The sequence below is a fragment of the Microbacterium gawkjiense genome (assembly GCF_031932225.1).
Lineage (GTDB): Bacteria > Actinomycetota > Actinomycetes > Actinomycetales > Microbacteriaceae > Microbacterium > Microbacterium gawkjiense.
In genome coordinates this window covers 416,676-442,289 of sequence record NZ_JAUZVV010000002.1, presented here as the reverse complement: position 1 = coordinate 442,289, position 25,614 = coordinate 416,676, and the positions used below count along the sequence as shown (strand labels likewise).

The following is a 25,614-nucleotide window of genomic DNA, read 5'->3' as shown; positions in this document are numbered from 1 at the left end:
TTCCTCCGTGCGCGACCGCCCCCTCCTCCCGCTCTGGCTGGCCCTGCCCGTGGCGGTCGCCGGCGGCGCCGTCCTGGACCTCGCCTTCCCCGACATCGGGGTCTGGCCGCTCGCCTTCGTCGGCGCGGCGATGACCCTGGTGACGCTCATCGGCCGGTCCGCGTGGGGTGCAGTCGCCGTCGGTGCGGTGTTCGCGGCATCCTTCTACCTGCTGCACATCGCGTGGATCACCCGCTACCTCGGCCCGGTCCCGTGGTTCGCCCTCGCCGGGGTCGAGACGGTGCTGAACGCCGTGGGCGCGATCGCCATCACGCTGGCCTACAGATGGCTGCCGAAGGTGCTGCCCGGCCCGTGGGCGCGCGTCACCGCACTGCCTGCCCTCGTGGCCGCCGCCTGGACGGCGCGCGAGCAGTTCGTCGGATCGTGGCCGTACACGGGGTTCCCGTGGGCGCGGCTCGGGATGAGTCAGTCCGACGGTCCGCTCGCCGAGCTCGCCTCGTGGCTCGGCGTCAGCGGTCTGACCTTCGTCATGGTCTTCCTGACGGCCGCCGTCATCGAGGCCGTCCGCCTGCGGGTGTGGCGTCGCGTACGGCTCGCGGTGCCCGCGGCCGTCGCCGCCGCCCTTCTCCTGCTGGTACCGCAGTTCCCGACGACGGATGCCGGGACGATGCGTGTCGGCGCGGTGCAGGGCAACGGCCCGTCGGGGTACTTCGACCAGCGCGAGCCCTACGCCGTCTTCCGCGCCCAGCTCGCCGCCACGCAGCCCCTGATCGGCCAGGACCTCGACCTCCTGCTGTGGCCGGAGGGAGGCGTCGACGCCGACCCGATCAACAACTCCTTCATCGCCAATGCGCTCGACGACCTCTCCACCCAGGTCGATGCGCCACTCCTGGTGAACGCCGCGACCGAGCGCGGCGACAAGATCTACAACACCTCGATGCTGTGGCAGGCCGGCGCGGAGAACCCGCTCGCACTTCACGACAAGACGCATCCCGTCCCGATGGGGGAGTACGTCCCCGACCGATGGTTCTTCGAAGCGCTCGCGCCCGACCTCATCGGGTTGATCCAGCGTGAGTACACCCCGGGCACGAACCCGCCCTTCTTTGACGTGAGCGGCGTCGGCGTCGGGCTGGCCATCTGCTTCGACGTGATCTACGACGACGTCATCTGGGACGGTGCACGCGACGGCGCCGAGGTCTACATGTTCCAGACGAACAATGCCGACTTCCGCGGGACCGACGAGAACGTGCAGCAGCTCGGTTTCGCCCGCATGCGCGCCATCGAAACGGGCCGCTCGGTCGTCAACATCTCCACCGTCGGGACCAGCCAGGTGATCGCCCCGGATGGCTCCGTCATCGACGGCCTCGCCGCCGACACGGCAGGGGCCCTCCTGGTCGACGTGCCGCTGCGATCCGGACTCACCCCCGCGGTCGTCCTCGGTCCGGCCCTCCAGTGGCTGCTGGGATGGTCGGCGCTTCCGATGCTCGTCCTGCTCGGGTTCCTCGCCCGCCGGCGCACAAAAGCGGCGCCGTCCGAAGAGGACGACGCCGCTGGAGTGTGAGGGTCAGGCGCTCAGCTTGTCCGAGCTGCCGCCGCGACGGGCGCGCAGCAGAGCGAGCCGCTCCTCCAGAAGCTCCTCGAGCTCGGGGATGGTGCGACGCTCCATCAGCATGTCCCAGTGGGTGCGTGCGGCCTTGTCACCGGAGTGGTCGACCACGGCGACCGTGTCGCCGATGCGTCGAACGGCCTCGGAACCGCAGGTGCGGCACTCCCAGGCCTCGGGAACCTCGGCGTCTGCCGCGAACGTGAGAACAGTCTCGCGCTCGCACTGGGTGCAGACGTAGGTGTGGTTGGTGCGCTCCACGAACACGACGCCCTCTTCGCTCTGTAGGCTCGAAGCGCCGAGACGCATGCCGCGCAGGCTGCGATCTGCCATTGTGTGGTCCTCTCGTCGTCGTCCTCAGGTATAACGAACTCACCTGTGCGGATCATCCGAGAAGACCTCAACGAGTGTGCTATTCACAGCCGATCTCCAGGACCGCCGGTTATACGCGAGATGCCCTCGTCGAGACGCCGACGTCGGTCCGATCGGTCACGACGCCGTCGACGCCCATGTTCCACAGCTGGTGCATGCGAGCGGGGTCGTCGACGGTCCACACGTGCACCTCGACGCCCGCCGCGTGCGCGGCGTCGATGAGGCGCGGGGACAGGATCCGGATGCCGCGATGACGCTCCGGGATCTGGAGCGCGTCGAGCCCCTCGAGGTGCCGCGCCGCGACGCGGGGGAGTCGGGCCGTGACAGCCGCCAGCACCCGCGCGAGCGTGCGGGACCCCGCGGACGTGGCCGGCTCGCCACCGCGCGCGCGAGCCGCGCTGAGGGCGGCGGCGCGGCGGGCGTCCGAGAAGCTCGTGAGGAGCACGCGGTGCGACTCGCGCGCGATGAGCCTGCCGACGGGTTCGGCCGCGGCATCCGCCTTCACGTCCAGATTGAACCGCGCGTCCGGGAACGCGTCGAGGACGTCGGGCAGCACCGCGAGGCCGCCGCGCGTCGACATGATCTCGACGAGTTCGCGGGTGCGGACGGTCGCGACGGGGCGGGGGTCTCCGGTGACGCGTCGCAGATCGTCGTCGTGGAAGAGGATCACGTCGCCGTCGGCGGTGACGTGGCAGTCGGACTCGAGGTAGACGGTGCCGGTCGCGCGGGCGGCGGCGAGAGCGGCGACGGAGTTCTCGACGACCTGCTCGGAGTCCGGCGGCACGAACCCGCGATGGGCGAGCACCCGCGGGGCCTCCTCACCGAGGAACCACGGATGCGTCATGGTGCCGGTGTCGTCCCGTTCGTCGGCCGGGCGGGTCCGCCGAACGCGGTGCTGAACGACTTCAGCGCGTCGGTGAACTCGCTGGGGATGACCCAGAGCTTGTTCGACGCGCCCTCGCTGATCTTGGGCAGAGTCTGCAGGTACTGGTAGGCGAGCAACTTCTCGTCGGGGTCACCCTTGTGGATCGCGTCGAAGACGTACTGGATCGCCTGGGCCTCGCCCTCGGCGCGGAGGACGGCTGCCTGCTTGTCGCCCTCGGCCCGGAGGATCTCGGCCTGCCGGCGGCCCTCCGCTTCGAGGATCTGGGACTGCTTGGACCCCTCGGCGGTGAGGATCGCGGCACGCCGGTCGCGTTCGGCGCGCATCTGCTTCTCCATGGAGTCCTGGATGGACACCGGCGGATCGATCGCCTTCAGCTCGACGCGCGAGACGCGGATGCCCCACTTGCCGGTCGCCTCGTCGAGGACGACACGCAGCTGGGTGTTGATGTTGTCGCGGCTGGTGAGGGCCTCTTCGAGGTTCAGGCCACCCACCACGTTGCGGAGCGTCGTCGTCGTGAGCTGTTCGACGGCACCGAGGTAGTTGTTGATCTCGTACGTCGCTGCGCGCGCATCGGTCACCTGGAAGTAGACGACCGTGTCGATGGAGACGACCAGGTTGTCCTCGGTGATGACGGGCTGCGGCGGGAAGGACACCACCTGTTCGCGCATGTCCACCAGCGGGAGGAGCCGGTCGATGAAGGGCACGAGGAGGTTCAGACCGGGGGAGAGGGTGCGCTGATAGCGACCCAAGCGCTCCACGACGCCCGCGTACGCCTGCGGGATGATCCGGATGGAGCGGAACAGGACGACGACGACGAAGATCGCGACGACGACCAGCAGGACGACGACGAAGATCTGGCCGACGAACGCGCCGACGTCGACGCGAGCGGGGAGGGTCATGCGGGGTTCCCTTCTTCGGGTGCCACCACGACGGTGGCGCCGCGGACGGCGGTGACGGTCACACGTTGACCCGGGACGACGGATGCCGAGGCGTCGATCAGACGGGCGGTCCAGGTCTCGCCGTTCTCGAGCTTCACCGAGCCGTCACCGTCCACGAAGGCGGAGACCACCCGCGCCGACATCCCGGTGAGCGCGTCGACATTGGTCGGGACGTGCTGGCTCGAGCGATGCAGGGCGCGCAGCAGGAGCGGGCGGATCGTGAAGAGGAGGAGCGCCGACACCGCCGCGGCGGCGAGCACCTGAAGCCACCAGACCCCACCGACGAGGTTCACGCCGAGGCCGCCGATGAGGGTGCCGGCGGCGAGCATCAGGAAGGTGAACTCGAGCGTCAGGAGCTCGATGATGACGAAGAGGACCGCGAGCACCAGCCAACCGATCCACAGGTACTGGATGAGATCGGGGAACATCGTCGGCTCCTTCGGTCAGCGTGTCCTCGCACCCTACCAACCGGGGTCGACGGCCAGGCCGAACCGCCCCCGATTGATAGGCTCGTCCCCGTCCCGTCCGTCTCGTGCACCCGCCGAGCACCCCGCAGGAGTCCCCATGTCGCAGCCCGTTCCCGCCGCATCCCTGACCGGCAAGACCGCCCTCGTCACCGGATCGTCCCGCGGGATCGGCGCCGACACCGCCCGCTACCTCGCGCAGGCGGGCGCGAACGTCGTCATCAACTTCCGCAACAAGGCACCGCGCGCCGAGAGGCTCGCGACGGAGCTGCGCGGCCTCGGAGTCGACGTGCTCACGGTCGGCGCGGACCTCACGGATCCGGCATCCGTCTCGGAGATGTTCGCCGCAGTGAAGGAACGCTTCGGTTCTCTCGACATCCTCGTGCTCAATGCCTCCGGCGGCATGGAAGGCGGCATGGCCGAGGACTACGCGCTGACGCTCAACCGCGACGCGCAGGTTGGCGCCCTCGAAGCTGCGCTGCCGCTGATGTCCGAAGGCAGCCGGGTCGTGTTCGTGACGAGCCACCAGGCCCACTTCATCGAGACCACGCCGACCATGCCCGAGTACGAGCCCGTCGCTCGCTCCAAGCGCGCCGGCGAGGACGCCCTCCGCGAGCGGATCCCGGCCCTGACCGAGAAGGGCGTCGAGTTCGTGGTCGTCTCGGGCGACATGATCGAAGGCACGATCACGGCGACCCTGCTCGAGCGAGCCAACCCGGGAGCGATCGCGGAGCGCCGCGAGAGCGCCGGCAAGCTCTACAACGTCTCGGAGTTCGCGGCGGAGGTCGCGCGTGCGGCCGTCGAGCCGGTCCCGGCCGACCACACCCGCCTCATCGGCGACACCAGCTCTTTCGGCGTCTGACGGCGTCCGGCGCTCAGGCTCCCGGACCGAGCAGCAGCACGACGAGGAACAGCACGGGGACGCACCCCAGCGTCGTCAGGAACACCGTGTCGCGCGCGATCGTCCGGCCGGTGTCGTATCGCTGGGCGTAGTTGAACACGTTCTGCGCCGTGGGGAGTGCGGCGAGGACCGTGACGACGAGCACCTCGGCAGCGGAGAGCCGGAACAGCAACGCGGCCACCGCCCAGGCGACGACGGGCATGGCGACCAGTTTCAATCCTGTCGCCAGGAGGATGTCCCGGCGACGCCCCGACGGTCCGAGGACGCGTTGGCCGTTGAGCGAGATGCCGTAGCTGATCAGCAGGATCGGGACGGCGGCGTTCGCCACGAGTTGCAGGGGATCGAGGACGATGGGCGGCAGCGGGATGCCGGTCGCCGACACGATCGTGCCGAGGAGCGACCCGACCACGATCGGGTTGGTCACCGTCCGCCGAAGGATCGGCCAGGGACGCCGGCCGGCAGGGGAGGTGAGCGCCTCGAAGATCGCCATCGTGATCGGCGTGAGCACGAGGAGCTGGAAGAGGATGACGGGTGCGGGGAACGCCGCGCTGCCGAGGACGTACAACGACAGCGGGATGCCGATGTTGTTCGAATTGACCTGACCTGCGGAGAGGGCGCCGATCAGCACTTCTCCGGCCGCTCGTCGCCAGATGAGGCGTGAGACGAGTACATAGATCGCGAAGATGACGACCGCGGCGATCGCCGAGACCGGAAGCAGCGACGAGAAGAGCGTGCGAACGTCCGCCTGGGACAGCACGACGAACAGCAGGAAAGGGCTCAGGACGAAGAACGTCAGTCTGCTGAGGACCTGACCGCCGGTCGGCCCGAGCAGGTCGATGCGTCCGATGACCCAGCCCACGGCGATGGCGACGCCGATGACGACGAATCCCGTGAGAACTGCGAGCACCCTTCGAGCCTAGGGCGGGTCTCCCGTTGCGGAGGACCGGGGGAGGAGCTATCGTTTTTCGATAGATTGAGATCGAAAGGCGATGATGAGCACAGCAACGATCCTGACGCTCCGAACGGCGCTGGTGGCGTCCCTCATGGGCTCGCTCCTCGTGCAGGTCGGCATCCTTCCCGCGATCTGGCGGGATCTCGAGACCGCGCCGCTCGCGTGGCGGGTGGCCGCCGTCTCGATCCTCGCGCTCTGGGTCGTGTGCCTGCAGGTCGTCGCGGTCTGCGTCTGGCGGCTCGTCTCGATGGCCGCCGCGGAGGCCGTGTTCTCGGTCGGCGCGTTCCGCTTCGTCGACATCGTCATCGGTGCGATCACGGTCGCCGCCGTCTTGACCGCGGGCCTCGCCACCCTGCTCGTGCCCGGAGACGTCGCCCCCGGGGTCGTCGGCCTGATCTACGGAGCCGCCGTGGCGACCGGGGGAGTCGCGCTCGTCGTGGTCGTCATGCGCTCACTGCTGCGCAAGGCCATCGAGATGCGCACCGAGCTGGACGAGGTCGTCTGATGCCGATCATCGTGGACATCGACGTCATGCTCGCCCGGCGGAAGATGGCCGTCGGCGACCTGGCCGCACGCATCGGCATCACGCCGGCCAACCTCGCCGTCCTGAAGAACGGTCGCGCCAAAGCGGTGCGCTTCACCACCCTGGATGCGCTGTGCGAGGTGCTGGAGTGCCAGCCCGGCGACCTGCTGCGCTGGGAACCCGAGATGTCAACGCCCCCCGGATGAGTGACATGCGCCCCGCTGTCGTCGTCCGCTGGGCGACGGGCGTCCTCGCCGTCCTCATCCTCGTCGCCATCGGCGTCGTCGCTGCCGTGACGGATGACCCGGACAGGGTCGTCCTGGTGGGAACGCTCGATTCGTGGCAGCTTTCGGTCTTGCTCGTCCTCATCGGCTGCGGGGACCTGGCGGTGTTCGCCTTCAGCATCCGCGTCAGTCATCCGCTGGCGCGCGCCGGAGTGATCTTCGCGCGCCTCGCGGCGACGGTGGCGGTGGTCGTCGCGGGCGCGGTTGCCATGCTCGCAACGCTGGAGACGAGCCACGTTTCGCCCATCATCGACGACGAGGGATGCGACACGGGGTACGTCGTCCGGGAGACGGAATCGTACGGCGGCGGGGCGGGTGCCGTTTATCTCGTGGACGGTGTCATCGCGACGGCTCAAGGCTCGACACCGACCGGTCCCGCCGCCACGCCGTTCCACGACGGTGCATACACGGCATCCATCGTCGATCACGTCCTCCGCGTGTCCTACGCCTCAGTTGCGGGTGGTTCGATCGATGAGAGTTACCGTCTGACCCTCACGCCGCGTGAGGACGTGTATGGACCGTGCGGGTTGTCACGTCCCGCCTACGTTCCGAGCCCGGTTGCGCCGACGCCGACTCCGAAGCCGCCGGTCAGCCTCTCGGACGCAGAGAACGTCCTGGCGGACATGTATCGGCAGACGCAGAACGTCGTTCCCGGTGCAACGGATGCGGACGGGGATCCCTGGGCGCCGGTCACCCCGACAAGGACAGCGTGCGACGCCGACTCGATGCAGTCGACGGTGTCAGCCGAGTTCGCCACTTCGGACAACGCGGCGGCCCTCGCGCGCATCCTCGCGACCTGGGATGCCGCCGGCTTCGACGCCGACCGGGCGATACAGAGCGACATCCGATTCGATCCCGACTCCGGGGTCGCGCTCCGGATCAGCGACCGATCGACGATCGATGGGCTGATCCACCTCTCGATCACGACACCATGCCTGCCCGCACCGGACGCCGGTGAGACGGCGGAGTGAACCGTCCGGTGCGACGCGGTGCGTCTCCCGGCATCCGATAATGCACATTATGTCAACTCGGTGATGCGACCGCTCGGCCCCGCTCTCCTCGACCGAGGGCGCTGCGGACGCGTCGACGAGCTACAGAGCGAGCGGCAGACGGGTCGTCGACAGGCCGACGTCACCGAGGAAGCGTTCGAACGCGAGGGTCGCCATGCCGATGGCGACCGAACTACCGCGAACGGTCGACACGCCGAGTTCGACTCCCGTCGTCGCACCGGCGGGCGCCCGCCGCTGCAGCTCGGCCTTCGTGGGATCCACGAGATCGTCGCCGAGGGCCCACGCCGTCCATCCGGTCAACATCATCACCTCGGGGTCGATGATCGACGCCAGGTCGCCGAGTGCGACGCCGAGGTAGTGCGCGGTCCGTTCGAGCACCTCCTCGACGACCGGATCTCCCCCGGACTCGCGGTGCGTGCGCGCGAGCCCGTCGATGAACTCGCGTTGCGGCACGCGGGCCAGTTCGTGATCCGGTGCGATCTCACGGAGGGTCTGCTGGATGCCGGGGGCCCCGACGTACGCCTCGACGCACCCCAAGCGGCCGCAGCGGCAGGATCTCCCGTCGAGCACGAGCACCGCGTGCCCCCACTCCCCCGCGCTGTGCGTCGCGCCGCGCAGGATCTTGCCCTCCAGCACAATGCCGGCGCCCACACCGGTCCCGAGGTTCGCGATGACCATCGATGAGGCCGTGCGCCCGCGCCCGAACCACAGTTCCGCCGTCGCGATCGCCTTCAGCGGGTTCTCGACGACCAGTGGCAGCCCGATGCGCTCGCGCAGCCGATGCAGGACCTCGACATTCCGCGCCGCCCAGCGCGGGGCGACGGCATCCGCCGACTCCTCCGCACTGATCAGGCCCGGCAGTGCGACACCTGCCCCCAGAACGTGGGCGCGGTCGACACCCGTCTCGCTCAGGGCGGTGTCGACGGCGCGCACGATGCTCTCCGTGACGCTGCCGACCGACGGCAACGACTCGTCCATGGGGACCTCGACCGACCCCACCTGCTCGAGCGCGGCGTCGAAGACGATCGCGCGGACGTATGTCTCCGCGACGTCGATGCCGAGGATGCGTCCACGGTCGCCGTTGACGCGCAGCATCGTCGTGGGTCTACCGGCGCCGAGGGCGGAGCTGCCGGCATCCGCCACCAGACCCTCCCCCCGGAGCTCCTGCACGATCGTGGCGACCGTCGCGATGCTGAGCCCGGTCACCTGCGCGAGCTCGCCGCGCGTCGAGGTGCCCGCCGACAACAGCGCATGCAGGACGTCGAGCCGCGACTCGCTGCGGATGTCACGCGACGATCTCTTCCCCACGACGATTCCTTCTTCCGCATCCGCCTCAGATCCCGCGCGGATGTCTGCCTGAATACTGCCAGAGTCCGAACCGTTATCTGATTGGGGGTAGACCACCCCTTCTTTTAAGCATTAGATTAAGGGCGATCGGTGCGACGGCGGACCGATCGGATTCCCGTATCGCCGTCACCATCCCGCAGAGAGGCGAGAAGGATGACATCACCCACGCGACGCAAGCTCGCAGTCACAGCAGCACTCCTGGGCGCATCGGCGCTGTTGATCTCCGGTTGCTCCAGCAACAGCGGCGGCGGCGGTGCCGACGGCCCGATCACGCAGTTCTACCACCAGTACGGTGAGGAAGGCGTCCAGGAGGCGGTCAACCGCTGGGCCGACGAGGACAAGGACGCCAAGATCGACCTGCAGTGGGTCGAAGGCGACTACGCGCAGCGTGTGAACGCCCTCCTCGCCTCCGGCAAGGGCATCGATCTGTTCGAGTACAACGCGATCAACGTCGAGGCCGCGCGTCAGGGCCAATACGCCGACCTGACCGACCTCGTCGAGCCCATCAAGGACGACATCCTGCCGATCGCGCTCAAGCCCGTGACGATCGACGGCAAGTACTACGGCATCCCGATGATCACGGACGCCCAGCTGTTCATCTACCGCCCCTCCATGTTCAAGGAGGCCGGTGTCGAGGTCCCCGAGACGTGGGACGAGCTCGTCGAGGCCGCGAAGAAGCTGACGAACGCCGATCACAAGGGCCTGTTCCTCGGCAACGACGGCGGCGCCGGCATCCTCGCCGCGAACCTGCCCCCGGCAGCCCCCGGCGGCATCATCGACGACGAGAACACGAAGGTCTCGCTCGAGTCGCCCGAGCTCGCCGAGGCGCTGACCTCCGCACACGAGCTGTACGACTCCGGCTCGCTGCTCATGGGCGCACCGACCGACTGGTGGGACCCGACGTCCTTCATCGCCGGTGACGTCGCGATGAGCTGGCAGGGTCTGTGGGCCATCCCGGCCATCAAGGAAGCGCTCGGCGACGACGTCGCCGCCTTCCCGGTGCCCGCGCTCGACGGCGGCCAGCCCATCGTCGGTGTCTCCCAGTGGAACGAAGTGGTCGCCGGCAAGTCCGGGAAGATCGAGCAGGCCAAGGAGATCGCCAAGAAGCAGTGGATCGAGGACACCGACTGGCAGATCGAGTTCAGCACCAAGTACGGCTTCCACATCCCGCCGCTGAAGGACGCCCGCGAGCAGGCCGAGACCCTCGGTGACGGTGTCGCCAAGCAGATCGTCGACCTGACGACCGAATACGGCTGGACTGGCGGCCCGTACTACACGCCCGCGATGAGCACGGCCCTGACCGACGCGGTCACCCGCATCGTCGTCGACGGCGCCGACGCGAAGTCCGAGCTGTCGGCCGCGCAGTCCACGATGCAGGGCATGCTGGACACGCTGCAGTGACTCAGCTCACGCCTCCGGTGGCCCGGGTCTCAGACCCGGGCCACCGGCCCACTCCCCCGCCCTCCGTGCCGCGCGGGCGTCGCCCGATCCGCGGCACCCGCCGCGCGTTCTGGCTCTTCGTCGGCCCCTTCTTCATCGGCCTGGTGATCTTCAGCATCATCGCGCTGTTCTGGGGCTTCTACCTGAGCTTCACGCGCGCCGTCGCGACCATCACGCCGACGGACTTCGTCTGGTTCGACAACTACGTCGCCCTGCTGACCGACCCGAGCTTCCTGTCGTCGCTGCTGTCGTTCACGATCTTCGCGATCCTCGTCGTCCCCACCACGCTGATCGTGTCGCTGCTGCTGGCGATGCTCGTGGCCAACCTGCCGGTCGCACGGGCGTTCTTCCGCTCCGTGTTCTTCCTGCCGACGGCTTTCTCGTACGTGATCGCCTCGCTCATTTGGAAGCTCGGCATCTTCAGCGGGTCGACCTCCTCGGTCGCTAACGCCGTGCTGCAGGCGCTCGGCCTCGAGCCGGTCAGCGCCTGGCTGACGCAATCGCCCTACTACTGGGTCGTCATCGTCAGCGTGCGCCTCTGGCTGCAGGTCGGTTTCTACATGCTGCTGTTCATCGCGGGCCTGCAGCGGATCCCCGACACACTGTACGAAGCGGCAGCCCTCGACGGCCTCTCCCGCGGACCGCGTCGGTTCTTCGCCATCACCTGGCCGCAGCTGCGTCCGACCACGGCAGCCGTCATGCTGCTCCTGCTGGTGGCCGCCTTCCAGGCCTTCGACGAGTTCTACAACCTCGTCCGGACGATCCCCTCCGTGCGTCCACCCCTGCTGTACATCTACAACCTGTCCTTCCAGCAGTTGGACTACGGCAAGGGTGCCGCCGGGGCGTTCGTGGTGACCGCGGTCGTCGTGCTGGTCGCCCTGCTGCAGTCCCGGTTCTTCGGATTCGGTGCTGCGGATGAGACGAAGACGCCCCGCCGGGGCGCACGAAAGGAGCGTGCCTCGTGACCGTCGTCGGAAACCCCGTGCGCCGTCGCGTCGAACTGGCGCTGCGCTACGTCGTCCTCGTCATCCTCGCGATCCTGTTCCTGCTTCCGCTGTACGTGATGGTGAAGACGGCCGTCTCGCAGCCGTCGGACGTCACGTCGAAGCAGTTCGTGTGGTGGCCCGCCGACCCCAACTGGGGCAAGTTCGCGGAGATCTTCGCCGACGAACGGTTCGGGCAGTCGCTCATCACCTCGACCATCATGGCCGTCTCGATGACGGTCGGACAGATCGTGATCGGCGCCCTCGCCGGGTACGGGCTCGCCCGCATCCCGAACCGCGCCTCGAAGTTCCTGCTCGCCGTCACCGTGACGATGCTGCTCATCCCGAGCGCCACCACCTTCTTGCCGAACTACCTCATCGTGTCGTGGCTCGGCTGGACGGAGACGCTGCAGGGCATCGTCGTGCCGACGCTGTTCACCGCGTTCAACGTGTTCCTGTTCCGGCAGTTCTTCCTGTCCTTCCCCAAGGAACTGGAGGAGGCCGGCAAGCTCGACGGGCTCGGGTACATCGGCACATTCCTGCGGGTCGTGCTGCCGAACTCGCTCACGTTCGCGGCGGCGCTGACGGTGCTCGGGTTCCTCGGGGCGTGGAACGCCTTCCTCTGGCCGCTCGTCGTGGCCGGAACCGGCTTCGGAGCCCTCACGGTGCAGGTCTACCTGTCGTCGTTCATCACGGCGCAGACCTTCGACTACACCGGGCTCTTCGCCGCCGGCTTCCTCGCGTCGATCCCCGTCCTGCTCGTCTTCATCCTGCTGCAGCGCTGGCTGCTGCGCGGTGTCGCCGAGACCGGCCTCGGTGGCGCCTGAGCCCCGGCTCGGGCCCGGGACGCACGACGACCATGACCCGCACGCGCTCGTCGAGTGAGATCCGCGACGCCTCACGGCGGGAGCTCGTCCGGGCTCTCGCCGTGGGCGGCACGGCGACGCGCACCGACCTTGCGCGGGCGACCGGGTTGAGCGCGGCCACCGTCTCGAACCTCGTGACGGAACTGCGCGAGGACGGTCTGATCGCGGATGCCGGGATCGACAACGGCGGCGCGGGGAGACCGACCACCCTCCTGCGCATCGACGGCGCCGGCGGGGCGCTCCTCGGCATCGACGTGGCCGAGACCTACATCCGCGCGGTCGTCTTCGACGCCGCCCTCGCCGAGATCGGGGCCGCCAACGTCGACGTCGACGAGGCCTGGGCATCGACCGACCTCATCGCCGACGCCGTGCTGCAGGCCGTGTCGCAGGCGATGGAGCGCAGCGGTCGCCAACCGGATCATCTCCTCGGGGCGGGTCTCGGACTTCCCGGCCTCACGTCGACCGACCCCCGTCGCATCGCCTCGACCCCCGCGTGGGCGACGCACATCCGCGACCTCGAGGACCGCCTGCGTCCGCACCTGCCGAGCCCGCTCGTGACCGCGAACCCCCTGCAGGCCGTCGGCCATTCCGAGGTGTGGTTCGGCACGGCGCGCGGACGCTCGACGGCCGTGGTCGTGAACCTCGGGACCGGCGTGGGTGCGGGCATCATCGTCGAAGGACGGGTGCTGCGCGGCGCGACCCGCAGCGCCGGCGAATGGGGGCACACCGTCCTCGAGCTCGACGGACGCCCGTGCCGGTGCGGCCGCCGCGGATGCGTCGAAGCGTACGTGGGGGTGCCGGGCATCCGGCAGACCCTCCACGACGTCGCCGACGGTCACGACCTGCTCGGACTGCACCAGCGCGACTTCGTCCAGGGACTCGGCGAGGCCGCGGATGATCCCGCGGTGGCCGAGACCCTCTCGCGCACCGCGCGCTACCTGGGGATCGCACTGTCCGACATCGTCGCCGTGCTCAACCCCGAGGTGCTGACCCTCACCGGCTGGACCGCCTGGGCCCTCGGCGACCTGCTGCTGCCCGCGACCCGCGCGGCGCTCGCCGAGCGGGCGCCGGAGCTGACCGCCGCGCGCCTGGCACTCGACGTCTCGCCGGTGCGCGTCAACAGCGTCGCCACCGGGATGGCCGTCCTGGCCTTCGAGCACCACCTCGACACCCGGGCCCTCGCACGTCGCACGCGACCGCGGCTCGACCCGGCCGCCGTTCCCGTGGTGACCGTGCCGGCACCGGCGGCATCCGCCCCTCAGCCCGTCGCGGGCTGACCACACGACAGGAGACCCATGGTCCTCGCACGCCCGCATCGCCCGCCGATGGGCTGGAACAGCTGGGACTGCTACGGCACGACCGTGACCGAGGCGGAGGTCCTCGCGAACGCGCGCTTCATGGCCGAGCACCTGCGGGATGCCGGATGGGACACGGTCGTCGTCGACGCCGACTGGGCCGACCCCGACGCGCGTGAGCACGGCTACAACGACGACGCCCGCCTGCACCTCGACGCGTCCGGACGGCTGCATCCCGATCCGGTGCGCTTTCCCTCGTCGGCGGGCGGCGCCGGGTTCGGGCCGCTGGCCGAGCAGATCCACGCGTTGGGGCTGAAGTTCGGGCTCCACGTCATGCGCGGGATCCCGCGGCGGGCGATCGCGCAGGGCCTCGTCCTCCACGGCACGGCGACGCCGCTGTCCGCCCTCGCCGACCCCGCCAACGACTGCGAGTGGAACCCGCACTTCGTCGGGATCGACCACGACCACCCGGATGCCGCGGGGTACTACCGCTCGACCGTCTCCCTCTACGCGGAGTGGGGTGTCGACCTCATCAAGGCCGACGACATGCTGTGGCCGTACCAGGAGCGCGACATCACCGCCTACAGCGAGGCGGTCGCCGGCGTGGACCGGGAGATCGTGCTGAGCCTCTCTCCCGGCCGCGACCTCTCCGCCGCCCACCTCGAGCACCTCGCCGGGCACGCGAGCATGTGGCGCATCTGCGACGACGTCTGGGACCGGTGGGAGGACGTCGCGGACAACCTCGCCCGGATGGCCCGGTGGGCACCGCACGCCGAGCGTGGCGCCTGGCCGGATGCCGACATGCTGCCCCTCGGCCGGATCGGCATCCGCGCGGAACGCGGCGAACCGCGTGAGGACGCCCTCAGCCCCGACGAGAGACGATCACTGCTGACGCTCTGGACGATCGCGCGCTCCCCGCTCATGTTCGGGGGCGACCTGCCCTCGACCGACCCCGCGACCATCGGGATGCTGCGCTCCCCCGCGATCGCCGACCTGCTGACACGGGCGGAGCGCAGCGGCGAGATCCGGCGCGAGCACGGCGTCGTACTGTGGCGCGCGGTCGGCGGAGGCACGACCTGGATCGCCGCCGTGAACACCACCGACGCGCCGGTGACGGCGACGGTCGACGCCCGGGACCTCGGGTTCGGGCCCTCGCCCCGCACCGTGACGGACGTGTGGACCGGCCGGGCGGTCCCGGGCCGGCCCGGACGCACGGGCGACGACACCGTCCGCGGTGTCGCGCCCGACTCCGCGGCCTTCGACATCGCTCTCCCGCCGCACGGGTCCGTGTTCTGGCGGTACGAAGGATGACGCGGCGCGGCTCGGGCTAACCGAGCCGCGCGCTCATCAGTCTGACCTCGGTCAGCCGAGGCGTGGTCGCCTCACCGCCGCCGACCGCGAGCCACCACTGCACCCGGCCGTCCGCGTGAGCGCCGAGGTCCAGATCGAACAGCGGCTCGTCCTGCGGATCGACGAGGCGATCCACGAGCACCTCGTCGTCGAGGGACACCGTCAGCCTGCGCGGAGCGGTATCACGCAGCCACGCGATCCGGAGCTCCACGGCGGACGCGCCCCAGTCCTGCAGGGTGAACGCGCCCTCGCCGCGGAACCGCCGCCAGTGGGTGCCCTCGTCGTATCCCGACTCCGAGTCGACGAGGGTGAGCCCGTGGTCGGACTCCGGCTGCTGCTGTCCGAAGGAGATCGCGTCGAGCGTGCGCCCCTCGAGGGCGTCGGACCGCGCGTCCTCCGCCGCGAGTTCCGTGCGGCGACGCCCGGCATCCCGCTCCGAAGCGACCGGGAACGAGAGGATGTACCGGTCGTCGTGGAGGGCGGCGAACGGCTCGAGCACGACCTCGCGGTGCGCGGACATCTCGCCGAGGACCACGACGAAGCCGTCGCGGCGCTCAGCGCCCACGAGCTCGTCGGGAGCGAGGATCGGCGCCTCGGCGAGCGGGAGCAGCGCACCCCGGGCGATGTGCCCCATGCGCGCGTCGGTCCCGAGCGGGTCGACGGCCGGACCGGCGAGCCGCTCGGCGAGCACGCGGGGTCCGTCGACGATCCACCCCCACCCTTCGTCGCCCGCAGGGTGCTCCCAGCGCAGCAGCGGCGGCAGCTCCAGCTCGATCGCGGTGCGACCGCGCCACTCGCGATCGAATTCGAACCACCCGTCGGACGACGGTCGGACGACGTCGCCGTCGATGCGCGCGACGGCGGCCCCGGGAACGACGCCTTCGGGCACACGGACGCCTACCGCGAGGCGGCGCGGGGACGCCGCCGTCACGGTGACGATCGCGTCGTCGCCGAACGGACGGCCGCTTTCCACCTCGACGATCACGCCCTCGTCGTGGACGCGCGCCGCGATGAGCAGCTGCACGTCGATGCGGCCCGGCGCGCGTCCGAATACGGACAGCGCGTACCGGGCGGGCGCCTCCAGCCCCGTCCCCATGCAACACCAGAACCCCGTCTCGGGACGCGAGTAGACCCGATGATGGCCGGGACGGTGGGAGGTGAAGTAGACGATGCCGCCGTGCTCGGGATGCTGCGCCGACAACAGGTGCGCGCTGAGCGCGCGGTCGATGTAGGCGAGGTGCGCGGGGTCCCCCGACCGGCGGTACATCTCGCGGGCGAGCTCCACCATGTTCACGGTGTTGCAGGTCTCGGGCCCCTCGCGCGCGGTGAACATGCTCGACCAGTCGTCGCGCGGCGGGAAGTGCTCGCGCACGCTGTCGCCGCCGATCGCGGTCGTGCGATGGCCGACGACACTCCGCCAGAACGTCTCGGCCGCCCGGCCGTAACGGGCCGGTGCGCCGAGCCGCGCGAGGACCGCGTACCCGACCGCGAGGGGGATGTGCGCGTTGGCGTGCAGGCCGTCGAGCGGGTCACCACCCGCCGCGAGCGGCTCGAGGAAGGAATCGACGGCGAGTCGCAGGGCCAGATCCATGGCAGCGGGGTCGCCGGCGGCATCCGCCCACCGGGCGAAGGATGCCGACAGTCCGCCCGGCTCGGTGCGCAGCACCTGTTCGACACGGGTGTCCGAGAGGGAGGCGAAAGTGCGCACCCACCACGCGACGTAGTCCGCCGTGACGACGCGGGCGGAGGCCGAACCGGCGTGGACGACCGCGTCGATCAGACCCGTGAGGGTCTTGTGGAGGTTGTACAGCGGCGCCCACCGCCCGCCGAGGTCGAACGTCTGCGCCTCGACGCGCCCGTCGGCGATCTCCTGCCACAACGACACCCCGTCCGGCACACCGCCGAGGTAGCCCGTGCCGAGCGCGAGCTGACAGTCGCGGAGTCCGCGCACGATCACCTCCATGCGCTCGCGCGCCGCGGCGGATCCGCCCGCCGCGTGCGCCGCGAGGGCGCTGAGCACGTGACCCAGCGTGTGGCCGTCGAGACCGTCGGACTCCCAGCCGCCGTAGCCCGGCCCCGTCGGCAGACCCGCCTCACGGCGGAACGGCGCGAGCAGCTTGTCGGGGTCCAGCTGCAGCGCCGACCGCAGCGCGAGCTCCTGGGCGTGCGCGAAGGGCCCGGGCGCGAGCGTCACCGCGGAGAGCGGGAACGGTTCCGCGCCCCCGCGCGTCGACGTCACCCCGCGGCCCGGACGCGGACCGTCACGATGCTGCGCGGCGGCACGGCGAGACGCAGCTCGGACCCCTGCACGACGGTCCCGGTGAAGTCGACCGGTGCGACGGCGTCGGGCTCGTCGAAGGTGTTGTGCGCGGATGCCGCCGCGTGCAGCATGCGTGCCCCGACCACCTCGCCGATGCGCTCGGGCAACCGCAGCACGAGCTCGGACTCGGCGTTCAGATCCCAGTTGACGACGCTGACGGTGTAGACGTCGTCCTTAACGCTCACGGTGTGGTCGAGGTGCGCCGCGGCGGGGCCCTCGACCCGACCCGCGGCATCCGTCGTCGCCACGAACTCGGCGTCCTGGTGGTCGACGTAGAGCCCGAACGCGTGGAAGGTCGGCGTCTTCACCATGCGCGGGCCGTCGGTGAGCAGCATCGCCTGCAGGACGTTGACCATCTGCGCGATGTTCGTCATCCGCACCCGGGCGGCGTGGCGGTGGAAGATGTGGAAGTTCACCGCCGCGACGATCGCGTCGCGCATCGTGTTCTGCTGGTACAGGAAGCCGGGGTTCGTGCCCTGCTCGACGTCGTACCAGGTCCCCCACTCGTCGACGAACAGGCCGACGCGTCGCGCCGGATCGTGCCGGTCCATGATCTCGCCGTGCCGCCGCAGCAGGGTGTCCATCATCCGCGTGCGGTGGATCGTGTCGTACCACGCGGCGTCGTCGAAGCTCAGCGCCGCACCCTTCACATCCCACTCGCCCGTCGGGAGCGTGTAGTAGTGCAGGCTCAACGCGTCCATGTGGCCGGCCGCGCGGGCCATGAGGACCTCGGTCCACTCGTAGTCGTCGGCGTTGGCGCCGCACGCGACCTTGGCGACGTGGCTGTCGCCGTAGTCGCGCACGAACGTCTGGTACTGCCGGTAGAGGTTCGCGTAGTGGAGCGGGAGCATGTTGCCGCCGCATCCCCAGCTCTCGTTCCCGACCCCGAAGAACTGCAGCTTCCACGGCTGTTCGCGCCCGTGCGCCCGGCGCAGTTCCGCCATCGGGGTGTGCTTGTCGAGGGTCATGTACTCGATCCAGTCCTGCATCTCGGCCACCGTGCCGCTACCCACGTTGCCGTTGACGTAGGCCTCGGCGTCGAGCTGGTGGAGGAGCTCGAAGTACTCGTGCGTGCCGAAGGTGTTCGGGTCCACCACGCCGCCCCAGTGGGTGTTGACCATCGCGCGGCGCCCTTCGGCGGGGCCGACGCCGCCGAGCCAGTGGTACTCGTCGGCGAAGCAGCCGCCGGGCCAGCGGACGACGGGCACCTTGATCTCGCGCAGGGCGGCGATGGCGTCGGTGCGGAGCCCGTTCTTGTGCGGGATCTCGCTCTGCTCACCCACCCACAGACCCTCGTAGATGCCGCGACCGAGGTGCTCGGCGAACTGTCCGTAGATGCGGCGGTCGATGCGATGGGCGCGGGTGGTCGCGGTGATGATGCTCATGGGTGTGCTCTCCGTCGAGTCGTTTCAGGGGGTCGGGCCGGGGTCAGGACAGGGTCAGGTGTGGCAGGTCGGCGAGGCGCGCGAGCGCGTCGCCGACACGTCCGCCGCAGTGGAAGACCGGGATCGAGGCGAGCGGCGCGTCGACCGTGACGGTCGCGCCGCCGGTGTGCATCTCGCCCGTGCGGGCATCGGTCCACTCCGCGCCGGCGGGGAGGTAGACGTCCCACCGCGTCGCACCGGGGACCGTCACCGGCGCGACGAGGATGTCGGGACCGAAGAGGTACTGGCCGGGAGTCGTCCACGCGCGTTCGTCGTCCGGGAACTCGAAGAACATGCCGCGCATGACCGGCGCGCCCTGCTGGTGCGCGTCGGCCATCGCCTGGCGCGTGTAACCGCGCAGGTCCTCACGGAGCCGGATGTAGGCCACGAGGACGGCCTCGATCCCGTCCCCGAAGCTCCACACCTCGTTGTCGGCACCCGTGCCGACCCGGGCGACCCCGTTGCGGTCGACGATCGGCGTGCCCGGGACGCGGTCGCCGTGCAGCCGCATGACGGGGCTGAACGCGCCGAACTGGAACCAGCGCACCAGCAGTTCGTGGAAGGCGGGCTCGCGGACGTCGCCCCCCGTGAAACCGCCGATGTCGGTCGTGAACCACGGGATGCCGGCGGCCCCCATGTGGACACCCGCCGCGATCTGCGCGCGCAGGTCGTCGAAGCTGGAGTGCACGTCACCGGACCAGACGAGGGCGCCGTGGCGCTGCGAACCCGCCCACGCTGCACGCACGAGCGAGACGGGCTGATCGTTGCCCTCGGAGCGCAGGCCGTCGGCGATCGCGCGGGTGAACTCGCGCGGGTACAGGTTGGCCACCTGCGCGCTCGGCCCGGCCGCGAGCCGGTAGTTCTCGAAGTGGTAGGCCCCGTACTCGGGCTCGGCCTCGTCGAGCCAGAACGCCGAGATGCCGTAGGCGCCGTAGTGCTCGGCGAGCTTCCGCCAGAGGAAGTCCCGCGCGCGCGGCTCGGTGACGTCGAGGAAGCGCGTGTACTGCCCGTCGAAGTAGTACTGCACGTCGATGCCGCGCCGGGTGCGCACCAGCATGTTGCCGTCGCGCAGTTCGGCGAAGTTCTCGGACTCGGGCGCCACCTGCGGCCAGACCGAGACCATCAGCTCGATGCCGAGCTCGCGCAGCTCCGCGGTCATCGCGGCCGGGTCGGGCCAGTACTCCTCCTCGAAGCGCCAGTCCCCCATCCAGCGCCAGTGGAAGAAGTCGGCCACGATCACATCGATCGGGATGCCGCGGCGCCGGTACTCGCGCGCGACACCCAGCAGCTCCTCCTGGGTCGAGTAGCGGAGCTTGCACTGCCAGAATCCCAGGCCGTATTCCGGCATCATCGGCGGGTGACCTGTCGCCTCGGCGTAGGCTGCGGCGATCTGCGCGGGGCGCGGGTCGGCGCACACCCACCAGTCGAACTGGGTGGCGCTCTCGGCCTCCCACTCCGTCCGGTTCAGTCCGAAGACGGCCCGCCCGATCGCCGGGAGGTTCCAGAGGAAGCCGTATCCCGCGCTGGAGACGACGAACGGGACGGAGGTCTGCGAGTTGCGGTGGGCGAGTTCGAGCACCGCGCCCTTCAGGTCGACGACGTCCTGCTGGTAGAGCCCCATGCCCACGAGGTGCTCGTCGGCGGGCGTCGCGAGGCTCAGCCGCAGACGGTGGTCCCCGCCTTCGCCCGGTCGGAACTCCCGCGCAGCGAGCTTGAGTGCGCCGCCGTCGGTGATCTCCTCGAAGAGGAGACGACCCGCGACATCCTCCACCCGCAGTCGCAGCCGGGTCGTGTGGAACCCGGTCGACCAGTCGTTGTAGTCGTCCTGCGTCGCGACGACGCGCACCCCGCCGGCCGCGACGGTCGCGACGGCACCGTCGATCGACACGTCGGCGCGGGTGTCCGGCACCTCGACGAGCGCGCCCGGCGCGTCGTCGATGGGGGCGAGCGAGGCGCGGACGCGGATGCCGCGTCCCCACGCCTCGATCGAGACGGTCTGGCCGTCACCGCGCCAGAGCACACCGGTGTCGGAGGAGTGGAACGTCATGGCGTCGCCTTTCGCGGAGCGGGGGCCGTGCTGCCGCGCACGACCAGTCGGGTGGGGACGAGCAGGCGGCGCACGGCCGTGCTGTCGTCGATGCGTGAGAGGAGGACGTCGACGGCGGCGCGGCCGACCTCGTCGAACTCCTGGTGGACGGAGGTGAGCGGCGGCCAGAACTGCGCGGCCTCGGGCATGTCGTCGAACCCGACGACGCTGACCCGATCGGGCACCGGGACGCCGGCTTCATGGAGGGCGCGAAGGACCCCGAGCGCCATCTGGTCGTTCGCCGCGAAGACCGCGGTCACCTCGGCGCGGCCGCGCAACCGGCATCCCGCCGCGTACCCCGACTGGGCGCTCCAGTCGCCCCGCTCGAGGGGCGGCACGTCTCGCCCGGCCGCGGTGAGCGCCGTGCGCCAGCCGTCCTCGCGGCGCACCGCCGAGTACGAGCTCGCGGGACCGGCGACATGGTGCACCGTGCCGTGGTCGAGTTCGAGGAGGTGGGCCACCGCCTGACCCGCGCCCATCGTCTGATCGGTGTCGACGAAGGAGCGGTCGGCCAGGGCCGACGCGTCGACCACGACGACGGGGAGGTCGTCGGGCAGCGGCAGGTCCTCCCCCGCCGAGAGGTGGTCGCCGATCGCGATGACGAGGCCGTCGACAGCCTGGTCGCGTGCGCGTTCGATCGCCTCGGCGACCGCCCGCCGGTCGAACCGCGCGGTCGGCACGAGCGCGACGGCGTAGCCCGAGGCCGCACCGGCGCGCGAGATCGCCTCCCACGTGCGCACGCTGCCGTAGGAGGTCAGGTCGCTCATGACGACGCCGATGCTGCGGTACCGGGCCGAGCGCAGGGCGCGCGCGGCCCGATTGGGCCGGTATCCGAGTTCGCGCATGCTCGCGAGCACCCGCTCGCGCGTCGGTTCGTCGACGCGCGCCGCGCCGGTCACGACCCGCGAGACCGTCTGCGCCGAGACGCCGGCGTGACGGGCGACGTCGGCCTGCGTGGGGACGCCGTGCGGGGTCCCGCCGCGGCGGGCCGCGGGTTCGACGACGGGGGTGTCGACACCCGTGTCGGAACCCGGTCGCGTGCTACGCTGAAGCGACATGATTGCGTAAACATAGCAGTTCACGCAGCGACTGGGCACCCCCACCACACGAGTGCCGGACCCCCGGACCGTGGGCCCCGAGCGGAGATCACATGAGCACTTTCGCCATCGGCGACCGCGACTTCCTGCTGGACGGCCGGCCGCACCGCGTCATCTCGGGCGCCCTGCACTACTTCCGGGTGCACCCCGGCGACTGGGCCGACCGCATCCGCAAGGCGCGGCTCATGGGGCTCAACACGATCGAGACCTACGTCGCGTGGAACGCGCACGAACCGGTCGAGGGGCAGTGGAGCGAATCCGACGGACTCGACCTCGGACGTTTCCTCGACCTCGTCGCCGCCGAGGGGATGCACGCGATCGTCCGTCCCGGCCCGTACATCTGCGCCGAGTGGCACAACGGCGGACTGCCCACCTGGCTGACGGCGACCCCCGGCATCCGCCTGCGTCGGACGGATGCCGCCTACCAGGCCGCCCTCGAGACGTACCTGCGTCGCGTCTACGGCATCGTCGCCCCGCGTCAGATCGACCGCGGCGGCAACGTGATCCTCGTGCAGATCGAGAACGAGTACGGCGCCTACGGCTCCGACAAGGACTACCTCGCCGAACTCGTCCGCGTGACGCGCGACGCGGGCATCACCGTCCCCCTCACGACGGTCGACCAGCCCGAGGACGACATGCTCGCCGCCGGCTCCCTGCCGGGCCTGCACCTCACCGGCTCCTTCGGCTCGCGCGCGCAGGAGCGGCTCGCGACCCTCCGCGCCCATCAGCCGACCGGCCCGCTCATGTGCTCGGAGTTCTGGGACGGTTGGTTCGACTGGTGGGGCGGTCAGCATCACACGACGGATGCCGCGACCGCCGCGCGCGAGCTGGACGACCTGCTCGCCGCCGGCGCCTCGGTGAACATCTACATGTTCCACGGCGGGACGAACTTCGGGACGACCAACGGCGCGAACGACAAGGGCCGCTACCTGCCGATCACGACGTCGTACGACTACGACGCCCCGCTCGACGAAGCGGGCGACCCGACCGAGAAGTTCCACGCCTTCCGCGAGGTCATCGCGAAGTACGCACCGGTCCCTTCCGAGACGCCGGCGGCGGGCTCGCCCCGACCGGAGTTCACCGTGGACCTGGCCGCAGCGCCGGGCGCCCCGGCCACCCCGTCGCCCGTCGACGGCCTCCTGACGTTCGAGGACCTCGGGCACGCCGGCACGCTCCTGCGCTACGACACCGACCTTCCGGATGGCTTCGCCGGCGGCGTGCTCGAGGTGGGCGAGGTCCGGGACCAGGCCTGGGTGTCGGTGGACGGCATCCGTGTCGGGACGCTGTCGCGCACGCGGCACGAGCACGCCCTGCGCCTCCCCGCGGGGGGCCGGCTGTCGCTCCTCGTCGAGGAGCAGGGACGCGTCAACTACGACGACCGTCTGGGCGAGGCCAAGGGACTCATCGGTCCGGTCGCGGTCGACGGCGTCGAGCGGGCGCAGTGGCGGACCACGCCGGTCCTGCTCGCCGAGGCGGCCGCCGCTCCCGAGCTGATGGTCTCAGCGGGCACGTTCGACCTCGAGTCGCCCTCCGACCTCTTCCTCGACACGACGGGATGGGGCAAGGGGTACGTTCTCGTCGGCGACTTCCTGCTCGGTCGGTACTGGTCGAACGGACCGCAGCGGACGCTCTACGTGCCCGCCCCGGTCACTCGTGCGGGCCGCAACACGATCACGGTGATCGAGCTCGAGCAGCCGCTCCCCGTCACCGCCCGGTTCGTCCGCGCCGCCGAGCTCGGCCCGCTGCACGAGTGAGCAGATGCGGCGGCGTCAGGCGCCGACCGTGACCCCCGGCGAGAAGGCGACGTAACCCGAGAAGTCCGCACCGACGCGGTCGAACGCCGACGGGTACGGGTTCGGGTACGACCAGGCGCCGTCGGCGAGGCGCTCGGAACCCGCTTCGATGTGGAAGTACTGGCACTCGCCTTTCCACGGACACGTGTACGGCGTCGGACTCTCGACGAGCACGCCGTCCTTCACCGACGAGGGCGGGAAGTAGGCGTTCCCCTCGATGCGGATGATCTGGTCGTCGTCCGCCTCCGCGATGACGGTGTCGCCGATGGTGGCCTTCATGTCGTCCTCCGTTCGCCCGGGTGGGGTGGAGCCAGCGTACGCCCGACGGAGAGTAGCGTGGGCGGGGTGAGTCGAACCGGTCCGGGCGTGCGCGCATGGATCATCTGGGGCACCGGCGTCGCCGCGTACGTCCTCGCCGTCACCAACCGCACCTCGCTCGCCGCGGTCGGCGTCGACGCGGCGGACAGGTTCCAGGCGGATGCCGCGACCCTGTCGTTGTTCGCGGTCGTCCAGCTGGCCGTCTACGGCGGGATGCAGATCCCCGTCGGCATCCTCCTCGACCGCTTCGGCTCGCGTCCGATCATGACCGCCGGCATGATCCTCATGGCCATCGGTCAGCTGACGATGGCCCTCTCCCCGAGCGTCGGTGTCGCAATCGTCGCGCGCATGCTCCTCGGTGCGGGGGATGCGGCGGTGTTCCCCGGCGTGCTCCGCCTCGTCGCGACCTGGTTCCCCGCGCAGCGCGGACCGCTCATGGTGCAGCTGACCGGCATCCTGGGCCAAGCGGGTCAGCTCGTCGCCGTCATCCCGATCGCGACGATCCTCCACGCGACCTCCTGGTCGGTCACCTTCGGCGGCATCGCCGGACTGTGCGTCCTGTTCGCCGCCCTCGTTTTCGCCCTGGTGCGCAACCGTCCGCCGGACCTCGCGCGCGACGTCAGCGTCGACACCGACACGGGGGCGATCCGGGTCGTGACGTCGACGATCGACACCGGCGTCGGCATCCGCGCCGCCCTCGCGCATCCGGGCACCCGTCTCGCGTTCTGGTCCCACTTCACGACCCCCTTCGCGGGCACGGCGTTCATCCTCCTGTGGGGTTTCCCGTACCTGACGGCGGGCGAGGGGCGGACCGTCGCCGAGGCGGGCGCCCTCACCTCGCTCTACGTGTTCGCCGGCATGGCCCTCGGCCCCGTCCTCGGCGAGCTCTCGCGGCGCGTCCCGCACCGGCGCTCCCGCGCGCTCGTCCTGCCGGCCGTCGGCTTCCAGTTCGCGGCGTGGTCGGCCGTCATCCTGTGGCCGGGCCCCGCGCCCCTCTGGCTGCTGATCGTCCTCCTCGTCGCCCTGGCGATGGGAGGACCGGCGTCGATGATCGCCTTCGACCACGCCCGCACGCACAATCCGTCGCACCGGCTCAGCACCGCGACGGGCGTCACGAACGCCGGCGGCTTCCTCGCCGCGCTGCTGGCGATTTTCGCGATCGGCCTCGTCCTCGACCTCCAGGGCGCGGGCACCCCCGACACCTACCGGCTCGAGGCCTTCCGCATCGCCTTCCTCGTCCAGATCCCGCTGTGGCTCGTGGGCGCGACGTTCATCAGCATCGAGCGGCGGCGCACCCGCATCCACCTCGGGATGGATCCGCCCCGCCGGCCGCGCCGGTGACCGCCCGCACGACGAAGGCCC

The 25,614-nt window shown here is 70.5% G+C and carries 23 protein-coding genes; 12 read left to right on the top strand and 11 right to left on the bottom strand.

Annotated elements, in window-relative coordinates; all coding sequences use genetic code 11:
- Positions 1-7: 7 nt before the first annotated feature.
- A complete protein-coding gene (gene lnt / locus Q9S71_RS10240; RefSeq protein ID WP_311862208.1) occupies positions 8-1,561 on the top strand; it encodes an apolipoprotein N-acyltransferase in 1,554 nt (517 codons plus the stop codon).
- A gap of 3 nt (positions 1,562-1,564) precedes the next feature.
- Here the strand turns inward: lnt and Q9S71_RS10235 are convergent, their stop codons facing one another.
- The 4 genes from Q9S71_RS10235 to Q9S71_RS10220 all read right to left on the bottom strand — a co-directional run bounded on the left by Q9S71_RS10235 (position 1,565) and on the right by Q9S71_RS10220 (position 4,227).
- Positions 1,565-1,936, bottom strand: coding sequence for an RNA polymerase-binding protein RbpA (locus Q9S71_RS10235; protein ID WP_064002015.1), 372 nt, complete (start codon positions 1,934-1,936; stop codon positions 1,565-1,567).
- Positions 1,937-2,045: 109 nt separating this feature from the next.
- Entirely contained in the window at positions 2,046-2,819 is a 774-nt protein-coding gene (locus Q9S71_RS10230; protein WP_311862207.1) for a glycerophosphodiester phosphodiesterase family protein, read from the bottom strand.
- Positions 2,816-3,760: an SPFH domain-containing protein gene (locus Q9S71_RS10225; RefSeq protein WP_311862206.1), complete on the bottom strand. Its 945-nt coding sequence runs from the start codon at positions 3,758-3,760 to the stop codon at positions 2,816-2,818. The genes Q9S71_RS10230 and Q9S71_RS10225 overlap by 4 nt, the downstream gene beginning before the upstream one ends.
- Complete coding sequence (locus tag Q9S71_RS10220) at positions 3,757-4,227, bottom strand: NfeD family protein (protein WP_311862205.1); 471 nt, start codon at positions 4,225-4,227, stop codon at positions 3,757-3,759. The genes Q9S71_RS10225 and Q9S71_RS10220 overlap by 4 nt, the downstream gene beginning before the upstream one ends.
- 136 nt (positions 4,228-4,363) lie before the next feature.
- Here Q9S71_RS10220 and Q9S71_RS10215 point away from each other — a divergent pair, with 136 nt between their 5' ends.
- The gene (locus tag Q9S71_RS10215) at positions 4,364-5,125 is read left to right on the top strand and encodes an SDR family oxidoreductase (protein ID WP_311862203.1); all 762 of its coding nucleotides are present in this window, start codon (positions 4,364-4,366) and stop codon (positions 5,123-5,125) included.
- Positions 5,126-5,138: 13 nt separating this feature from the next.
- Here Q9S71_RS10215 and Q9S71_RS10210 read toward each other — a convergent pair whose 3' ends face one another.
- The gene (locus Q9S71_RS10210) at positions 5,139-6,071 is read right to left on the bottom strand and encodes an AEC family transporter (protein WP_311862202.1); all 933 of its coding nucleotides are present in this window, start codon (positions 6,069-6,071) and stop codon (positions 5,139-5,141) included.
- An 85-nt stretch (positions 6,072-6,156) separates the two neighbouring features.
- Between Q9S71_RS10210 and Q9S71_RS10205 the strand changes: the two genes are divergently transcribed.
- The 3 genes from Q9S71_RS10205 to Q9S71_RS10195 are packed head-to-tail and all read left to right on the top strand — an operon-like array spanning position 6,157 to position 7,894.
- Positions 6,157-6,621: a DUF2975 domain-containing protein gene (locus tag Q9S71_RS10205; RefSeq protein ID WP_311862200.1), complete on the top strand. Its 465-nt coding sequence runs from the start codon at positions 6,157-6,159 to the stop codon at positions 6,619-6,621.
- Positions 6,621-6,845 carry a helix-turn-helix domain-containing protein gene (locus Q9S71_RS10200; protein ID WP_311862198.1) on the top strand — a complete coding sequence of 75 codons (225 nt, stop codon included), beginning with the start codon at positions 6,621-6,623 and terminating at the stop codon, positions 6,843-6,845. The genes Q9S71_RS10205 and Q9S71_RS10200 overlap by 1 nt, the downstream gene beginning before the upstream one ends.
- Positions 6,842-7,894 carry a hypothetical protein gene (locus tag Q9S71_RS10195; protein WP_311862196.1) on the top strand — a complete coding sequence of 351 codons (1,053 nt, stop codon included), beginning with the start codon at positions 6,842-6,844 and terminating at the stop codon, positions 7,892-7,894. The genes Q9S71_RS10200 and Q9S71_RS10195 overlap by 4 nt, the downstream gene beginning before the upstream one ends.
- Before the next feature lie 120 nt (positions 7,895-8,014).
- Here the strand turns inward: Q9S71_RS10195 and Q9S71_RS10190 are convergent, their stop codons facing one another.
- On the bottom strand, positions 8,015-9,241 hold the full coding sequence (locus Q9S71_RS10190) for an ROK family transcriptional regulator (RefSeq protein ID WP_311862194.1): 1,227 nt from the start codon (positions 9,239-9,241) through the stop codon (positions 8,015-8,017).
- 192 nt (positions 9,242-9,433) lie between these two features.
- Here Q9S71_RS10190 and Q9S71_RS10185 point away from each other — a divergent pair, with 192 nt between their 5' ends.
- From Q9S71_RS10185 to Q9S71_RS10165, 5 genes are all read left to right on the top strand, one after another.
- On the top strand, positions 9,434-10,681 hold the full coding sequence (locus Q9S71_RS10185) for an ABC transporter substrate-binding protein (protein ID WP_311862192.1): 1,248 nt from the start codon (positions 9,434-9,436) through the stop codon (positions 10,679-10,681).
- A gap of 65 nt (positions 10,682-10,746) precedes the next feature.
- A complete protein-coding gene (locus Q9S71_RS10180) occupies positions 10,747-11,685 on the top strand; it encodes a carbohydrate ABC transporter permease (protein WP_311862190.1) in 939 nt (312 codons plus the stop codon).
- Positions 11,682-12,530: a carbohydrate ABC transporter permease gene (locus tag Q9S71_RS10175; RefSeq protein WP_064002024.1), complete on the top strand. Its 849-nt coding sequence runs from the start codon at positions 11,682-11,684 to the stop codon at positions 12,528-12,530. The genes Q9S71_RS10180 and Q9S71_RS10175 overlap by 4 nt, the downstream gene beginning before the upstream one ends.
- 32 nt (positions 12,531-12,562) lie before the next feature.
- Positions 12,563-13,846 (top strand): ROK family transcriptional regulator, encoded by a 1,284-nt coding sequence (locus Q9S71_RS10170; RefSeq protein ID WP_311862189.1) that lies wholly within the window; start codon positions 12,563-12,565, stop codon positions 13,844-13,846.
- Between the two features lie 18 nt (positions 13,847-13,864).
- The gene (locus Q9S71_RS10165; RefSeq protein WP_311862187.1) at positions 13,865-15,175 is read left to right on the top strand and encodes a glycoside hydrolase family 27 protein; all 1,311 of its coding nucleotides are present in this window, start codon (positions 13,865-13,867) and stop codon (positions 15,173-15,175) included.
- Positions 15,176-15,191: 16 nt separating this feature from the next.
- Here Q9S71_RS10165 and Q9S71_RS10160 read toward each other — a convergent pair whose 3' ends face one another.
- The 4 genes from Q9S71_RS10160 to Q9S71_RS10145 are packed head-to-tail and all read right to left on the bottom strand — an operon-like array spanning position 15,192 to position 22,102.
- Positions 15,192-17,408, bottom strand: coding sequence for a beta-L-arabinofuranosidase domain-containing protein (locus Q9S71_RS10160; protein ID WP_311862185.1), 2,217 nt, complete (start codon positions 17,406-17,408; stop codon positions 15,192-15,194).
- Between the two features lie 41 nt (positions 17,409-17,449).
- Positions 17,450-18,919 carry an alpha-N-arabinofuranosidase gene (locus Q9S71_RS10155; RefSeq protein ID WP_311862183.1) on the bottom strand — a complete coding sequence of 490 codons (1,470 nt, stop codon included), beginning with the start codon at positions 18,917-18,919 and terminating at the stop codon, positions 17,450-17,452.
- A gap of 43 nt (positions 18,920-18,962) precedes the next feature.
- Complete coding sequence (locus Q9S71_RS10150) at positions 18,963-21,005, bottom strand: glycoside hydrolase family 31 protein (RefSeq protein WP_311862181.1); 2,043 nt, start codon at positions 21,003-21,005, stop codon at positions 18,963-18,965.
- Complete coding sequence (locus Q9S71_RS10145) at positions 21,002-22,102, bottom strand: LacI family DNA-binding transcriptional regulator (protein ID WP_311862179.1); 1,101 nt, start codon at positions 22,100-22,102, stop codon at positions 21,002-21,004. Before Q9S71_RS10145 ends, Q9S71_RS10150 begins: the two co-directional genes overlap by 4 nt.
- Positions 22,103-22,194: 92 nt before the next feature.
- Between Q9S71_RS10145 and Q9S71_RS10140 the strand changes: the two genes are divergently transcribed.
- A complete protein-coding gene (locus Q9S71_RS10140) occupies positions 22,195-23,895 on the top strand; it encodes a glycoside hydrolase family 35 protein (protein WP_311862176.1) in 1,701 nt (566 codons plus the stop codon).
- Between the two features lie 15 nt (positions 23,896-23,910).
- Here Q9S71_RS10140 and Q9S71_RS10135 read toward each other — a convergent pair whose 3' ends face one another.
- Positions 23,911-24,213 carry a DUF427 domain-containing protein gene (locus Q9S71_RS10135; protein WP_064002032.1) on the bottom strand — a complete coding sequence of 101 codons (303 nt, stop codon included), beginning with the start codon at positions 24,211-24,213 and terminating at the stop codon, positions 23,911-23,913.
- A gap of 66 nt (positions 24,214-24,279) precedes the next feature.
- Between Q9S71_RS10135 and Q9S71_RS10130 the strand changes: the two genes are divergently transcribed.
- The gene (locus tag Q9S71_RS10130) at positions 24,280-25,593 is read left to right on the top strand and encodes an MFS transporter (protein WP_311862173.1); all 1,314 of its coding nucleotides are present in this window, start codon (positions 24,280-24,282) and stop codon (positions 25,591-25,593) included.
- Positions 25,594-25,614 lie beyond the last annotated feature (21 nt).

Bases quoted from the DNA above. Each gene is read 5' to 3' on its own strand.
- Q9S71_RS10195 (WP_311862196.1), top strand. From the start codon at position 6,842: ATGAGTGACATGCGCCCCGCTGTCGTCGTCCGCTGGGCGACGGGCGTC.
- Q9S71_RS10235 (WP_064002015.1), bottom strand. From the start codon at position 1,936: ATGGCAGATCGCAGCCTGCGCGGCATGCGTCTCGGCGCTTCGAGCCTA.
- Q9S71_RS10140 (WP_311862176.1), top strand. From the start codon at position 22,195: ATGAGCACTTTCGCCATCGGCGACCGCGACTTCCTGCTGGACGGCCGG.
- Q9S71_RS10230 (WP_311862207.1), bottom strand. From the start codon at position 2,819: ATGACGCATCCGTGGTTCCTCGGTGAGGAGGCCCCGCGGGTGCTCGCC.
- Q9S71_RS10205 (WP_311862200.1), top strand. From the start codon at position 6,157: ATGAGCACAGCAACGATCCTGACGCTCCGAACGGCGCTGGTGGCGTCC.
- Q9S71_RS10170 (WP_311862189.1), top strand. From the start codon at position 12,563: ATGACCCGCACGCGCTCGTCGAGTGAGATCCGCGACGCCTCACGGCGG.
- Q9S71_RS10185 (WP_311862192.1), top strand. From the start codon at position 9,434: ATGACATCACCCACGCGACGCAAGCTCGCAGTCACAGCAGCACTCCTG.
- Q9S71_RS10220 (WP_311862205.1), bottom strand. From the start codon at position 4,227: ATGTTCCCCGATCTCATCCAGTACCTGTGGATCGGTTGGCTGGTGCTC.
- Q9S71_RS10155 (WP_311862183.1), bottom strand. From the start codon at position 18,919: ATGAGCATCATCACCGCGACCACCCGCGCCCATCGCATCGACCGCCGC.
- Q9S71_RS10200 (WP_311862198.1), top strand. From the start codon at position 6,621: ATGCCGATCATCGTGGACATCGACGTCATGCTCGCCCGGCGGAAGATG.
- Q9S71_RS10165 (WP_311862187.1), top strand. From the start codon at position 13,865: ATGGTCCTCGCACGCCCGCATCGCCCGCCGATGGGCTGGAACAGCTGG.
- Q9S71_RS10145 (WP_311862179.1), bottom strand. From the start codon at position 22,102: ATGTCGCTTCAGCGTAGCACGCGACCGGGTTCCGACACGGGTGTCGAC.
- Q9S71_RS10135 (WP_064002032.1), bottom strand. From the start codon at position 24,213: ATGAAGGCCACCATCGGCGACACCGTCATCGCGGAGGCGGACGACGAC.
- Q9S71_RS10225 (WP_311862206.1), bottom strand. From the start codon at position 3,760: ATGACCCTCCCCGCTCGCGTCGACGTCGGCGCGTTCGTCGGCCAGATC.
- Q9S71_RS10215 (WP_311862203.1), top strand. From the start codon at position 4,364: ATGTCGCAGCCCGTTCCCGCCGCATCCCTGACCGGCAAGACCGCCCTC.
- Q9S71_RS10150 (WP_311862181.1), bottom strand. From the start codon at position 21,005: ATGACGTTCCACTCCTCCGACACCGGTGTGCTCTGGCGCGGTGACGGC.